This window comes from Acinetobacter sp. DMC2 (genome assembly GCF_056314305.1).
In genome coordinates this window covers 16,842-30,458 of record NZ_JBQUYP010000002.1, presented here as the reverse complement: position 1 = coordinate 30,458, position 13,617 = coordinate 16,842, and the positions used below count along the sequence as shown (strand labels likewise).

Below are 13,617 nucleotides of genomic sequence, written 5' to 3'. Positions count from 1 at the left end.
TATGCCAAACCTTAGCATGTGATACGGGGCTTATTTTTTAAAAACGCTAAATTGTAGCGGAAAAACCCCACCGAACCAACGATTTTAAAAGGAATATCTTACAAAACTGTGATTTGGCTAAAAATCTATATTCAATTGGGCGTGACGTGCTTTACTATATGCCTTCTTTAGCCTGTAGTTTTGTAGATAAGGATAGGTCATGCAACGTATCGCCATTAATGGGTTTGGCCGAATTGGACGTAATGTTTTACGTGCCTGGTTTGAGAGCTCAAAACAATTTCAATTTGAAATCGTGGCGATTAACGACATAGCTGATGTGCAAACATTAGTGCATTTATTTAAATATGACTCAACACATGGTCGCTTCAATGGAAATGTGGAAATATTCATTGAAAATGAAAAAGTTTTTTTGAATATTCAGTCAAATCAACGAACGCTAAAAGTTGAGGTTTTAAACCAAAAACAACCCGAACTTTTACCATGGTCTAGTTTAGATATTGATGTGGTACTTGAGTGTACAGGACTGTTCCGTTCTCACGCTGATGCAACGCGTCATCTACAAGCAGGGGCGAAGCGTGTCATTATTGGGGCAGCACCTTTTGATCATGTCGATGCAGCCATTGTTTATGGTGTGAACCATCATGAAGTGAAAGTGACTGATCAGATCATATCAAGCGTTTCATGTACTACGCAGGCTTTAGTTCCATTGGTGAAAATCATTGATGATGCTTTTGGTATTGAAACAGCGCTTATGACCGAAATTCATGCAGTAACGGCAGACCAATCTGTACTCGATCACGCACATCGTGATTTGCGCCGCGCTAGAGCTTCAGGACAAAATATTATTCCGACCACATCTAGTGCACTCGGTGCATTAAAACGTGTTATGCCTAAAATGGAAGAACGCATAGACGGTTATTCAATTCGGGTACCTACTATTAATGTGGCTGCAATTGACTTAACTTTTATCGCGCAATCTCCAATTACTGTGCATCATATTAATGAATTGCTAATTAAAGCGTCTCAAACAGACTATGCGGAAATTATGGCAGTGACTGATGAGCCGTTAGTTTCAAGCGATTTTAACCATTCTCCTTATTCACTCATTGTTGATTTAACTCAAACTATGGTTGTGGGGCATCAAGCTAAAGTATTTGCTTGGTACGATAATGAATGGGGTTATGCAAATCGATTATTAGATTTGTGCGATTCTTTCTGAAAAGTGAATTAAAGTAAAAAAGGATGTTGAATAAACATCCTTTTTATAATTATTAATTTGAAGTATAAAAAGTTAAAAATAATGAAAATTATAAATATTAGTGTTGTGTAAAATTATATCTATTTGTATGATTCGAAAACATTAAAATTTTAATTATAGAGTTCATATGAAATTTAATTTAAAAAGAATAAGTGTTTTTTTAATTTTTACATCTACTATTATTTTAACTGCTTGTGGTGGTGAAAGCTCAGATCAAAATACCAATGGTCAGGCTGAAAATAATTTAGAAAAAGAAGACAAAATTTACCAAGTTTATTATCAGCCTACGAATTTTTCTTCAGAGGTCTATAGTGATTCTTTTGAAATTAGTCAATATTCAATTAACAATAATGAAATATTTTTTTCCAACTCACATAACCAACCTTTAGAAAAAGAAATTTTTACCGAAGAAAAGATTCTAAATAGAGGTACACTCCAAACAAATATTGTAAAAAGGTTAACTCCTAGTAGTTGGAGTTATGAGCTAACCCCTGATTTGAAACAAAATTTAAATTTTGAAATTGTGAAGTTGGATGGTGAAAAGATCTTTGATCGTGTATTACCAGGTTTTAGAGAGAATATAAATTTTAATGTCGATCAGAATGGTTACCCTAATCAAAATTTAATTAAATTCTATCAAAATTATAATACTGCGACATTTCCTAAAAATAGTTATTGTTATCGTTTAAAAGAGACTCAATGGAACCAGCCATATATTAATTACATCTCTACTTTTACTAACCGTAGTTTTATCCAAGAACGCGAAAAAATAATTAAAGACTATGAGGGCGTAAATTTCTTTGATAATAAAGCTGATTATCACTTAGAAAGTGGCAAATGGCATGGGTTTGACTGGATATTCTTGCTAAGTAATAAAAATATTATTAATACTTTTGGCTTAGTCGGAAATAGCCAGAATCAGACAGCTAATGCTGTGTTAGTGCAATCTGCATTATGGAATGTAGATCAAAGCTTAGAGTATGAACGTAACTGGCTGAAAAAGTTTGAAGAAAGCTCTTCAGATAATCCTATCAAAGAAAAGTTAATTTTTAATCAGAAACTAGATATTGCAAATCTTGAAAAAGGTTGCTTTGCTTTTAATACTCAAGCAGTTCAAGCTATTCAAAAGCTCAATTTGGTTAACTGGAAACAAGGTGATAGTTCAGATATTGGCCCTTTCTTTGGTCGAAGAACTTTTGTCTATGATATAAATGAAGCAAAGTAAGATATTGAATATTATTATTAATTGTTTAAATCTTCTTTTTGACTTTAGAGTTTATTAAGAAAGATTTATGCAAATTGTCAGGTGCATGGCAGAAACTATCATGCTACACTAAGAGAAATCGGGTGTGTTCCCGATTTTTTTATGTGGGGTCGTTCCACGTTGATCAGATTTTAGGCTTGAAATATGACCATTTCAGAGACATGGTTGCTACCTGACGGGGTAGCAGATGTATTGCCGGAACAGGCACAAGTCATTGAAAAACTTCGCCGTGAAGCTTTAGATTTCCTTGCGGTGCGAGGTTATCAATTGGTATATACACCATTTATCGAATACATCGAATCGTTGTCTTCATTATCAGAATCAAATCAAGACTTGGATTTAGTAACTTTTAAGGTTATTGATCAGCTCTCAGGCCGTTTACTCGGTGTTCGTGCTGATATGACGCCACAAGTTGCACGTATTGATGCACATGTAAGACCAGTTGAAGGTGTTGCTCGTTACTGTTATTCAGGGACTGTATTACATACTAAACCACAAAACTTCAATGCCACACGTGCACCTTTGCAATTAGGTGCAGAGTTATATGGCCATGACAGCATCGAAGCTGATGTCGAAATGGTCGATGTTATGCTGGGATTGATTGAGAACATCTATACCTTACAAGGCGCGCATTTAGATTTGGGCCATGTAGGGTTGTTCCGTAGTCTAGTAAAGTATGCTGGCCTGTCAAAAAATGAAGAACATGAACTGTCTGATCTTTATCAAAGAAAAGCATTGCCAGAGTTAGCAGAGTTTACTCAAAGCCTTAACATGGGTTCTGATTTCTATGCGCTTGGTCGTTATTCTAGTGATCTAGAAGCATTACAGACGAATTTAAGTGCCAATATTTTGCAAGATGCTGAATTTAAGTCAGCATTAGATGCTCTGAAGACGACGCTTGAGCAAATTAAAGGGCGTTGGCCAAATCTCAATATCGGTATTGATGTTGTAGAGCTACGTAGTTATCACTATCACACGGGCTTAATGTATGCAGTATATGCGCCGAACCGTGCTGCGCCGTTAGCGCAGGGTGGTCGTTACGATGGTATTGGTGAGCACTTTGGTCGTGCACGTCCTGCTACTGGCTTCAGTTGCGATTTATATGCTTTAGGTGCAAATCAGTTCGCCGAAATAGAAACTGTTGTTGCTCCAAAAGGCTCAGAACAAGATTTACTCTCAGCAATTTCGAATGCACGTGCTCAAGGTTTACGTGTCGTTCAATTGTTAGGTAATGATGATTTAACTTCTATTCCTTATGCAACACATCAACTGGTGTCGCAAAATGGTCAATGGAATATTGAAAAGATTTAAACGCCAACGGTAAATTTTTACTGATGGTTTCCAATTTTAACAGCATGATGTAATGAGGCTATTATGGGCAAGAATGTTGTGGTACTTGGTACCCAATGGGGCGACGAAGGTAAAGGTAAAATCGTCGACCTGCTCACAGATCAGGCGGCTGCGGTAGTACGTTATCAAGGCGGACATAACGCAGGTCATACTCTTGTCGTAGGTGGTAAAAAGACTGTATTGCACCTCATTCCATCAGGTATTTTACGTGAAAACGTATTGTGCTTAATTGGTAATGGCGTGGTGCTTTCACCAGCAGCATTAATTGAAGAAATGGGAATTTTGGAAGCTGAAGGTGTTCCTGTTAAAGAACGCCTACGTATTTCTCCAAACTGTCCACTTATTTTGCCTAACCACATTGCACTTGATCAGGCACGTGAAAAGAAACGTGGTAATGCTAAAATCGGTACTACAGGTCGTGGTATTGGTCCTGCTTACGAAGATAAAGTAGCTCGCCGTGCAGTGCGAGTTGCTGACCTTGTTCGTGGTGGCGCGGCATTAGAAGAAAAACTCCAAGAAATGCTTGAGTTACATAACTTCCAATTAACTCAGTTCTACGGTGTAGAAGCTGTTAAATTTGAAGATGTATTGGCTCTTTGCAACCAATGGCGTGAAGTTCTTGCTCCATTAGTAGTTGATGTTACTAAAGTGTTGCATGACTATCGCAAAGAAGGTAAGGCTGTAATGTTTGAAGGAGCTCAAGGCTCACTTCTAGATATTGACCACGGTACTTATCCATACGTTACAAGTTCAAATACAACTGCTGGTGGCGTAAGCTCTGGTTCAGGTATGGGACCTTTACATCTTGATTATGTATTAGGTATTACTAAAGCTTATACAACACGTGTAGGTGCTGGCCCATTCCCAACTGAATTGGTTTACGATGCAGCAGCTGATGCTGGTGACCCAGTGGGTAAACACCTTGGTACAGTGGGTCATGAATTTGGTGCTTCTACTGGTCGTCAACGTCGCTGTGGTTGGTTTGATGCTGAAATCCTTCGCCGTTCTGTAGATGTAAACTCACTTTCTGGTATTTGCTTAACTAAACTAGACGTTCTAGATGGTTTAGAAGAAGTAAAAATCTGTGTGGGCTATGAAAATACAGATTCAGGCTGTGTAGGTTCTTCTGATGCGGTTTCTTTTGAATGCTTGAAACCAATTTATGAAACTATGCCAGGTTGGAGCGAATCGACTGTTGGTTTAACCAGTATTGATCAATTACCAGCAAATGCTTTAGCTTATGTGAAGCGTATTGAACAATTAATCGAATGTCCGATTGATATCGTTTCAACTGGTCCAGACCGTGCAGAAACAATTGTTTTACGTCATCCATTCTCTGCTTAATTAGCAAAGATTAAAAAGGCCTCCTAAAAGGGGGCTTTTTTATACCCGACTAAAGTGCAGTTTTCGTTTTGCTTAATTCAGATTAAAACTTTATGTACATAGATGAGGGATGAGGGGCTCAGGATGAAGCTACAACCGACTATTTCAAAAACAATTTTCTATTCGTTTTTATTTGCTATTGGTGGATCTCCAACGCTGGCTATGCTGGTCATTTATGGACAAACATATCATGAAGATTTCTTTATAACTGCTTTTATGAGCTTGTCAGTTTTGTTCGCATGTGTGTTAATTCCTGTGGTACTCATACAAAATAGCTATTTACTCTGGAAAAGGGAAAGTCCTAATCTTGAAGAGAAAGTTAAAACCTTAAGTCATGTTTATCTTGGCTTAAATGTAATATGTTTGATTTTTTGGATTTATTTGATGACTTTATCGACTTGATCGTTACATAAATACTATGATCATGAAGGAATGAGACATTCAAAGCATAAGCGGGATTTCTTATAATAAGTACAAAAGAATAAACAGCTTTTTTAACGAATTAGGTGATCCATGTTGATGAATAAAAAACTCTTTTTAAGCTTGTGTGCAGCAAGTGTGATGACCATTTCTGGCTGTGCAACAGTAGCGGACATGGCAGGCGCAGATACAGCAACCTTAAATGCTCAATCTGCTCAAGGTTTTAATAAGATGGTGCAGGAAGCACGTGGTAAGGGTGCTCTCGATACAAGTTCTAGTACATATAACCGTATTAATGCTGTATTTAACCGTTTAAAACCATATGCGAACCAGATGAATCAGACTGGTCAGCCATTTAGCTGGCAGTTAGCGGTGTTGAAATCAGATACAATTAATGCTTATGTTGCACCTGGTGGTAAAGTGGTGTTCTATACAGGTATTGTGAATAAATTGAACCTGACAGATGCTGAAATTGCAGCTGTTATGGGGCATGAAATGACTCACGCCTTAGAAGAGCATGCGAAAAGTAAAATTGGTGCTCAAGCTTTAACTGATTTAGCATTAAATATTGGCTTAAGTCAGATTAATGGTGGTAATGTGGGGCAACTAGGGTCGGCTGCGGCTCAGTTAGGTTCACAAGTGGGTGTAGGCTTGCCATATTCTCGTAGCTTGGAAAGTCGTGCTGATCAAGGCGGCTTAATGCTAATGGCACGTGCAGGTTATAATCCAAATGCAGCGATTACACTTTGGGAAAAAATGAATAAACTTGAAGGTGGCGGTGGTTCATCATTCTTGTCCACTCACCCATCTAACTCTCAACGTATTGGCGATATGCGTAAAAACTTGCCTGCGGCAATGGCAGTTTATAATAGCCGTAAATAAGATATAAATTTTTTATAAAAGAAAACGGATGCTTAAGCATCCGTTTTTTGTTTATGGGGTAGGGTTGGGTTGTTGGGTATGAATAGCTTCAATACCTTGTAAAACTTCACTAGATAATTCAATTTCAAATGCCTGAATATTTTCTTTAAGTTGATCTAGGTTAGTTGCTCCAATAATGGTACTCGTCACAAAGAATTGTTGTTTGATAAATGCTAATGCCATTTGAGTTAAGCTTAGTCCATGTTTCTCTGCTAGCTGTGCATATTGCTCAGTTGCCCATTCGCTTTGAGGGTTGCTGTAGCGGCTAAAACGAGGAAATAATGTGACACGAGCATTAGCAGGACGAGCACCATTTCTAAACTTGCCAGAGAGATAGCCAAAAGCAAGAGGAGAGTAGGCAAGTAAGCCAACATCTTCATATTTCGCAATTTCAGACATACCTATTTCATAGGTGCGGTTGAGTAGACTATATGGATTTTGAACACTTACAAATTTACTTACACCCAGCTTTTCAGCCAAATGTAAAAATTTCATCGTGCCCCACGGCGTTTCATTCGATAAACCAATATAGCGAATGCGCCCTCGGTTAATCTCTTCTTGTAGAGCAAGTAATGTTTCTTCTAGAGGTGTTGTGTCGTAATCATTTTGTGCTTGTTGGTTGCCATAAGCGAGCGTACCAAAAAAGTTGGTATGACGTTCAGGCCAATGCAGTTGATAAAGGTCAATATAGTCGGTTTGGAGACGTTTCAAGGAGCCATCTAGGGCTTTAGCAATATGATCGCTGTGGAAGCGCGTATGGCCTTCTCTGATGTGTGTTCCTCCAAAGCCTGGCCCTGCAATTTTAGAGGCAAGAAAGACTTTGTCACGTTGACCATTTTGGGCAAACCAATTGCCAATAATTGTTTCAGTTGCACCATAGGTTTCAGGTTTTGGCGGAACTGAATACATCTCTGCCGTATCCCAAAAATATAAACCGTGTGCCAAAGCATAATTGAGTTGTTCAAATGCTTCTTGCTGAGAGTTTTGCTCACCAAATGTCATGGTGCCTAAACAAATTTCTGGAAGCTTGAGGCCTGTGCGACTAAGTGGGTTAAATTGCATACAGCGGAATCCTTGGAAATTTTGAGTTAGCCTAACGGAGAATATGTATTCAACTTAAATCATAAAATTAGAATAGTTTGTAAGTTTTGTGTATTAACTCATTGTTGCATATAAAAAAAGCAAACCGAAGTTTGCTTTTTATTAAAAATTTAATAAATATTATTCATCATCATCATAGTCTTCATCAGAAACAGGTGCTTCTTCTAATGAAACATCAAAAATAAGAATAGCTTTACCGTCTGTCTGGATCATGCCTTGATCTTCTAAGGTTTTGAGTACACGGCCAACCATCTCACGTGAACATCCCACAATACGGCCAATTTCTTGACGAGTAATACGAATTTGACGACCGTTTGGCAAAATCATTGCTTCTGGTTGTGAAGATAGGTCGATTAGACAACGTGCAATACGCCCAGACACATCAATAAATGCAAGATCTGTCATTTTACGAGTCGTATTTTTTAGACGGCGAACAAGTTGTGCAAAAACAGCATAACTTAAGTCCGGATATTGTTTGCTAAGTTCGTGGAAGTTGTCATAAGAAATTTCTGCAATTTCACAGACATCACGCGTACGAACTTCAGCTGTACGTTGCGGGTTCGGTTCGAAAAGCCCCATTTCCCCAAAGAAGTCGCCCGGATTCAAATATGCAACAACAATTTCACGTTCGTCATCTTCACGTAAAATAATTGAAACTGAGCCTTTTAAAATTAAATATAAAGATTTCGACTCTGTTCCGGCATCAACAATTGTGGTTCGTTTTGGATATCTGTTGATGTGAGCACGTTTTAACAATGCTTTAACGGATTCAGGTAGTTGCCCCGGAGATAAAGCATCTGTGCTGAGTTGTGAAAAATTTGAAGTCATGCTTAATATGTTCCGAATAGGGTAAACAATTCACACAAGCCCGAGATGAGCTATTACACAGAAGAGATGAAATTCCTTATCAACTCATTTTATGTTAGTGTACAAAACAAGGGTCTGTTGACATTTCACAGATGGTTGCGACATAAGACAATTCTTTTAGACGTTACCAAGCAAGAGCTATGAAATTTAGCCATTCTAAATAAATAGATCTTAACAACGGAACGTACAAAATAACATGGTCTTGCGCTGTGCCTGCGCTGCTTAAATGGCAACTCAGATTATGGCTGAAATTTCACAAACTATATAACAAAACTGGACAAAGGATTGCCATTGTCTGGGTTTTGCGTCTTATTTGGATTAATTTTTAGCTCTAACGCAATCCATAGATGAAATGTCAACAGACCCTGCTTAAATTTATAATTTTTTTTAGGTAGTTGCAATGCAAACAAGTGTACATTGGCTAGAGAATGTTGCTTTTGAAGCGAAATCGGATAGTGGGCATAGTGTCATTATGGATGGCTCACCTGAGTATGGTGGTGAAAACCGTGGTCCACGTCCTATGGAATTGCTATTAATGGGACTTGGTGGGTGTGCTTCGTTTGATATTGTGACCATTTTAAAGAAATCTCGCCAAGATGTGATGAATGTTGTATGTAATTTAAAAGCTGAGCGCGCTGACACAATTCCAGCTGTTTTTACTAAAATCCACTTACACTTTGTGGTAACAGGTAAAGCTGTTAAAGAAAAACAGGTTGCAAAAGCGGTTGAATTGTCTGCCGAAAAATATTGTTCAGCGAGTAAAATGCTTTCCGATGGTGGTGTAGAAATCACCCATGACTTTGAAATTATTGAAGCGGAATAAGACAGTTTTTTGATAGCTAAAAATTAAAAGAAGCTGACATTAGAGTTGGCTTTTTTATTGTCAAAAATAATTAAAAAATAAGATGAGGGATGAAATGAATATTCGTACTGCTAAATGGAACGATACTCAAGCAATATGCGATTTACTTAAACAGATGGGCTACCCACAGCCACTCACGCTTATCCAAGAAAAATTTGAAATATTAAATAACGACTCTAACTCACAAATTTTGGTTGCTGAAGAAAATGGCAAGATTTGGGGTTTTTTATCTCTTTATTTTATTCCGCAAATTGCCTTAGAGGGTGACTTTGCCAAAATATGTTATCTATGCGTTGATGAGAATATACGTAGTAAAGGTGTAGGGCATTTACTCATACAAGAAGCTGAGCAACAAGCCAAGCACCGTGGTTGTGATCGAATGGAACTTCATTCTGGAGTACAAAGACCTTTGGCACATCAATTTTACCTAAGAGAAGGCTATATCGAAGCACCAAAGTATTTTCGTAAAGCCTTAAATTAACGAGCTGTATTTAGAAAAAGCTGCGGATCTACCCGAGCATTATTAAGGCTCATGCCCCAATGCAGATGAGGACCTGTCACGCGTCCAGTTTTGCCCACTAAACCTAGTGTTTCTCCTTGGCGAATATGTTGACCTTTTTCTACTTTAATTGCGCTTAAATGGCAGAACATGCTGACTAGGCCTTGGCCATGATCAATCAACACAGTTTGACCATTAAAAAAATAAGATCCGGTTTGGATAACGACACCATCTGCTGGTGCAACAACTTTTTGTCCTACTGGTGCAGGGATATCTAACCCTGAGTGAGGAGCGCGCTCTTCACCATTAAAAAAGCGTTTTCTTCCAAAAGAATTGGAAAACTTCCCTGAAGTTGGGCGTATAAATGCTGGTAAGGTTTGCCATGAACTCTTTGTAAATGAGCTATAAACATCATTTTGTTCTTTAGCTTCTTGAGCATAGCGGTCTAACTGGCTTTGGTTCGGGTTCACATAATCTTGGTTAGTGACTTTAATCCGTTGCTCCGCATAAGGATAAGACTTAATTTCTATTTGAATAGGGGTTTTATTCGTATCGAGTTGTACACTACCAAGTGGGGTAGATAACGGAATACCCACAACAGCATAACGTTGCTGACCTTCCTGGCTAATTAAAACTGGCTTTTGTTGAAAGGTAACCTGAGTAATATCGCTAGTTAGGGGAATAATTGCAATCCCACCGGGTCTTCTTGAGTCTTGTGGAAGCTCGGCGATTGCCAGTGCCGAAGTAAAAAGACAAGTTGTTGTTAATAGAATGTGTTTAAAGTGCATTTTTCATTTCAAAACGAGTAGTAAACTAGCAAGATAAACTAAAGCTTAATCATTAAATTCTCAATGAAGAGTTTGTGAAAAGCGTAGTATGAATAAGCATGAAGCTAAATATTCAAGTATTTTAATAAAATGTAGCTGAACTGTACTTGAAATATATACAAAACAATCCCATATTATAATGGAGTTTTACTCGTTGTTATTTTAATAACATTATGAAAAATATATATAAATTTATTTGAAATCCGAAAAAGTGTTCCCATCTATTAGACAAGTACAAATTTGTTGTGAGGAATAACAAGAATGCGTTTTGAAAAATTTACAAACCGCTTGCAGCAAGCCCTTTCAGATGCTCAATCTTTAGCGATGGGTAAAGACCACACCGCGATCGCAGGTATTCATATTTTGAGTACCCTCTTAGAAGAGCCATCAAATATTAGTTTGTTGCAACAAGCAGGTGCACGGTTACCTGAACTTAAACAAAAGCTTGAGCAAGCTATAAAAGATGCTCCGACCATTGCGAATCCGACTGGGGATGTCAATTTAAACCCTGAAGCTGTTAAGGCGCTTAATCTGGCAGATAGATATGCGCAAAAGGCGGGTGATGAATTTTTGTCAACTGATTGGGTGCTATTAGGCTTAGCAGAGACAGGCGAAACTAAAAATATTTTAAGTGCCGTAGGTGTAACTCCCGACAGTCTACGTAAAGTAATTGAACATATTCGAGGTAGTGACAAAGTCATGAGTAATAATCACGAAGATCAACGTGACTCACTTAATAAATATACGATTGATTTAACTGAGCGTGCTTTATCTGGAAAACTTGATCCGGTGATTGGGCGTGATGACGAAATCCGCCGTACCATTCAAGTTTTATCACGTCGTACAAAAAACAACCCTGTTCTTATTGGTGAACCGGGTGTAGGTAAAACAGCTATTGTTGAAGGTTTGGCTCAGCGTATTGTCAATGGTGAAGTGCCAGAAGGCTTAAAAAGCAAACGTGTTTTATCTTTAGATTTAGGTTCATTACTTGCTGGTGCTAAATATCGTGGTGAGTTTGAAGAACGTTTAAAAGCTGTTTTAAAAGATTTGGCAAAACACGAAGGCGAAATCATCCTGTTTATTGACGAGCTGCATACGCTTGTAGGCGCAGGTAAAGGTGATGGCGCTATGGATGCAGGTAATATGTTAAAACCTGCATTAGCTCGTGGTGAATTACGCTGTGTGGGTGCAACAACTTTAGATGAATATCGCCAATATATTGAAAAAGATGCTGCATTAGAGCGTCGTTTCCAAAAAGTGTTGGTTGATGAACCAAGTGTTGAAGATACCATTGCGATTTTACGTGGTCTAAAAGAGAAATATGCCACTCACCATGGTGTGCAAATTTTAGACTCAGCGATTATTGCCGCGGCAAAAATGTCTCATCGCTATATTACTGATCGTCAATTACCAGACAAAGCAATTGACTTGATTGATGAAGCGGCTTCTCGTATTAAGATGGAAATTGACTCTAAACCTGAAGCACTTGATAAACTTGATCGCCGTTTAATCCAGTTGAAAATGCAATTGGAAGCTGTGAAAAAAGATGAAGATGTCGGCAGTAAAGCTGAAGTTAATCATCTTGAAAAACAGATTGCTGAAGTCGAGAAAGAATACAACGATCTTGAAGAAATCTGGAAATCTGAGAAGACTCTTGTCGAGGGTACTAAACAGGCTCAGGTTGAACTTGATAAAGCGCGTATTGCTTTTGAGAAAGCTCAGCGTGAAGGTGATTTGGCTGAAGCAGCACGTTTACAGTATGGCGTAATTCCAGAGTTGCAAAAACAACTGGAGCAAGACGAAGTTGCTGAAGAAAACGAAGAGCCAAAACTCATTCGTACTAAAGTGACTGAAAATGAAATTGCCGAAGTTGTGAGTGCCGCAACAGGAATTCCGGTTGCTAAAATGATGCAAGGCGAGCGTGAAAAACTCCTTAATATGGAAGAGTTTTTACATGACCGAGTTGTAGGGCAAGATGAAGCTGTCGTTGCTGTGTCTAACGCAGTTCGTCGTTCACGTGCAGGCTTGTCTGATCCGAATCGCCCAAGTGGTTCATTCTTGTTCTTAGGTCCAACAGGTGTTGGTAAAACTGAGTTGACCAAAGCTCTGGCGAACTTCTTGTTTGACAGTGATGATGCCATGATTCGTATCGACATGAGTGAATTCATGGAGAAACATTCGGTTAGTCGTTTAGTGGGTGCACCTCCAGGATATGTGGGTTATGAAGAAGGCGGTGTTTTAACTGAAGCTGTTCGCCGTAAGCCATATAGTGTGGTGTTGTTTGATGAGGTTGAAAAAGCGCATCCAGATGTATTCAATATCTTGCTACAAGTGTTGGATGACGGTCGCTTAACAGACTCACAAGGCCGAGTAGTGGACTTTAAAAACACTGTGATTGTGATGACTTCGAACTTAGGTTCACAAGATGTACGTGAGCTAGGTGAGGGTGCAACAGACGATGAAGTGCGTACTATTGTAATGAATGCGGTAACTCAGCATTTCCGTCCGGAATTTATTAACCGGATTGATGAATTGGTGATTTTCCATTCACTCAAAAAAGCACAAATTCGAGGCATTGCCGATATTCAGTTGGATCGATTACGTTCACGTCTGGTTGATCGTGATATGAGTTTAACTGTAGATGACACTGCTTTTGATTTATTGATTGATGCTGGTTTCGATCCTGTTTATGGCGCGCGTCCATTAAAACGTGCGATTCAACAACAGATTGAAAATACATTGGCTCAAAAAATCTTGTCGGGTGATTTTGTCGCAGGTGATACCATTTTAGTAAAAGGTGAAAATGGTCATTTAGTCTTCGATAAAATGAAACTCAGCTAATCTTGTTCTGCTAAAACCGAAAAG

At 38.5% G+C, this 13,617-nt stretch carries 12 protein-coding genes and 1 pseudogene; 10 read left to right on the top strand and 3 right to left on the bottom strand.

Features of this window, described 5'->3' with window-relative positions; genetic code table 11:
- The first annotated feature begins 199 nt into the window (after nucleotides 1–199).
- From gap to ACT53H_RS04410, 6 genes are all read left to right on the top strand, one after another.
- The gene (gap, locus tag ACT53H_RS04435; RefSeq protein WP_476008701.1) at nucleotides 200–1,219 is read left to right on the top strand and encodes a type I glyceraldehyde-3-phosphate dehydrogenase; all 1,020 of its coding nucleotides are present in this window, start codon (nucleotides 200–202) and stop codon (nucleotides 1,217–1,219) included.
- 166 nt (nucleotides 1,220–1,385) lie between these two features.
- Nucleotides 1,386–2,483 carry a hypothetical protein gene (locus ACT53H_RS04430; protein WP_476008700.1) on the top strand — a complete coding sequence of 366 codons (1,098 nt, stop codon included), beginning with the start codon at nucleotides 1,386–1,388 and terminating at the stop codon, nucleotides 2,481–2,483.
- Between the two features lie 183 nt (nucleotides 2,484–2,666).
- On the top strand, nucleotides 2,667–3,833 hold the full coding sequence (locus ACT53H_RS04425) for an ATP phosphoribosyltransferase regulatory subunit (RefSeq protein ID WP_004793685.1): 1,167 nt from the start codon (nucleotides 2,667–2,669) through the stop codon (nucleotides 3,831–3,833).
- Between the two features lie 63 nt (nucleotides 3,834–3,896).
- Nucleotides 3,897–5,216, top strand: coding sequence for an adenylosuccinate synthase (locus tag ACT53H_RS04420; RefSeq protein ID WP_004793683.1), 1,320 nt, complete (start codon nucleotides 3,897–3,899; stop codon nucleotides 5,214–5,216).
- Nucleotides 5,217–5,339: 123 nt separating this feature from the next.
- Nucleotides 5,340–5,657 (top strand): hypothetical protein, encoded by a 318-nt coding sequence (locus ACT53H_RS04415; RefSeq protein WP_174741319.1) that lies wholly within the window; start codon nucleotides 5,340–5,342, stop codon nucleotides 5,655–5,657.
- A 117-nt stretch (nucleotides 5,658–5,774) separates the two neighbouring features.
- The gene (locus tag ACT53H_RS04410) at nucleotides 5,775–6,557 is read left to right on the top strand and encodes a M48 family metallopeptidase (protein ID WP_034596647.1); all 783 of its coding nucleotides are present in this window, start codon (nucleotides 5,775–5,777) and stop codon (nucleotides 6,555–6,557) included.
- A 51-nt stretch (nucleotides 6,558–6,608) separates the two neighbouring features.
- Here ACT53H_RS04410 and ACT53H_RS04405 read toward each other — a convergent pair whose 3' ends face one another.
- Both ACT53H_RS04405 and crp read right to left on the bottom strand, forming a co-directional pair.
- Nucleotides 6,609–7,658 (bottom strand): NADP(H)-dependent aldo-keto reductase, encoded by a 1,050-nt coding sequence (locus tag ACT53H_RS04405; RefSeq protein ID WP_476008699.1) that lies wholly within the window; start codon nucleotides 7,656–7,658, stop codon nucleotides 6,609–6,611.
- 159 nt (nucleotides 7,659–7,817) lie between these two features.
- Nucleotides 7,818–8,525, bottom strand: a complete 708-nt coding sequence (crp, locus tag ACT53H_RS04400) for a cAMP-activated global transcriptional regulator CRP (RefSeq protein WP_009388407.1) — start codon at nucleotides 8,523–8,525, stop codon at nucleotides 7,818–7,820.
- A 241-nt stretch (nucleotides 8,526–8,766) separates the two neighbouring features.
- Here crp and ACT53H_RS04395 point away from each other — a divergent pair.
- The 3 genes and pseudogenes from ACT53H_RS04395 to ACT53H_RS04385 all read left to right on the top strand — a co-directional run.
- Nucleotides 8,767–8,829: pseudogene (locus tag ACT53H_RS04395) on the top strand (hypothetical protein); the annotation flags it as partial.
- 135 nt (nucleotides 8,830–8,964) lie between these two features.
- The gene (locus ACT53H_RS04390; RefSeq protein ID WP_476008698.1) at nucleotides 8,965–9,387 is read left to right on the top strand and encodes an OsmC family protein; all 423 of its coding nucleotides are present in this window, start codon (nucleotides 8,965–8,967) and stop codon (nucleotides 9,385–9,387) included.
- A gap of 94 nt (nucleotides 9,388–9,481) precedes the next feature.
- On the top strand, nucleotides 9,482–9,907 hold the full coding sequence (locus tag ACT53H_RS04385) for a GNAT family N-acetyltransferase (RefSeq protein ID WP_004793670.1): 426 nt from the start codon (nucleotides 9,482–9,484) through the stop codon (nucleotides 9,905–9,907).
- Here ACT53H_RS04385 and ACT53H_RS04380 read toward each other — a convergent pair.
- Entirely contained in the window at nucleotides 9,904–10,713 is an 810-nt protein-coding gene (locus tag ACT53H_RS04380) for a M23 family metallopeptidase (RefSeq protein WP_151963556.1), read from the bottom strand. The two genes, ACT53H_RS04385 and ACT53H_RS04380, sit on opposite strands and share 4 nt — an antisense overlap.
- Before the next feature lie 300 nt (nucleotides 10,714–11,013).
- Here ACT53H_RS04380 and clpB point away from each other — a divergent pair, with 300 nt between their 5' ends.
- Nucleotides 11,014–13,593, top strand: coding sequence for an ATP-dependent chaperone ClpB (gene clpB, locus ACT53H_RS04375; protein WP_151963557.1), 2,580 nt, complete (start codon nucleotides 11,014–11,016; stop codon nucleotides 13,591–13,593).
- The last annotated feature ends 24 nt before the right edge of the window (nucleotides 13,594–13,617 follow it).

Excerpts from the sequence above, each read along its gene's own strand:
- gap (WP_476008701.1), top strand. The coding sequence starts at position 200 with ATGCAACGTATCGCCATTAATGGGTTTGGCCGAATTGGACGTAATGTT.
- ACT53H_RS04430 (WP_476008700.1), top strand. The coding sequence starts at position 1,386 with ATGAAATTTAATTTAAAAAGAATAAGTGTTTTTTTAATTTTTACATCT.
- ACT53H_RS04425 (WP_004793685.1), top strand. The coding sequence starts at position 2,667 with ATGACCATTTCAGAGACATGGTTGCTACCTGACGGGGTAGCAGATGTA.
- ACT53H_RS04420 (WP_004793683.1), top strand. The coding sequence starts at position 3,897 with ATGGGCAAGAATGTTGTGGTACTTGGTACCCAATGGGGCGACGAAGGT.
- ACT53H_RS04415 (WP_174741319.1), top strand. The coding sequence starts at position 5,340 with ATGAAGCTACAACCGACTATTTCAAAAACAATTTTCTATTCGTTTTTA.
- ACT53H_RS04410 (WP_034596647.1), top strand. The coding sequence starts at position 5,775 with ATGAATAAAAAACTCTTTTTAAGCTTGTGTGCAGCAAGTGTGATGACC.
- ACT53H_RS04405 (WP_476008699.1), bottom strand. The coding sequence starts at position 7,658 with ATGCAATTTAACCCACTTAGTCGCACAGGCCTCAAGCTTCCAGAAATT.
- crp (WP_009388407.1), bottom strand. The coding sequence starts at position 8,525 with ATGACTTCAAATTTTTCACAACTCAGCACAGATGCTTTATCTCCGGGG.
- ACT53H_RS04390 (WP_476008698.1), top strand. The coding sequence starts at position 8,965 with ATGCAAACAAGTGTACATTGGCTAGAGAATGTTGCTTTTGAAGCGAAA.
- ACT53H_RS04385 (WP_004793670.1), top strand. The coding sequence starts at position 9,482 with ATGAATATTCGTACTGCTAAATGGAACGATACTCAAGCAATATGCGAT.
- ACT53H_RS04380 (WP_151963556.1), bottom strand. The coding sequence starts at position 10,713 with ATGCACTTTAAACACATTCTATTAACAACAACTTGTCTTTTTACTTCG.
- clpB (WP_151963557.1), top strand. The coding sequence starts at position 11,014 with ATGCGTTTTGAAAAATTTACAAACCGCTTGCAGCAAGCCCTTTCAGAT.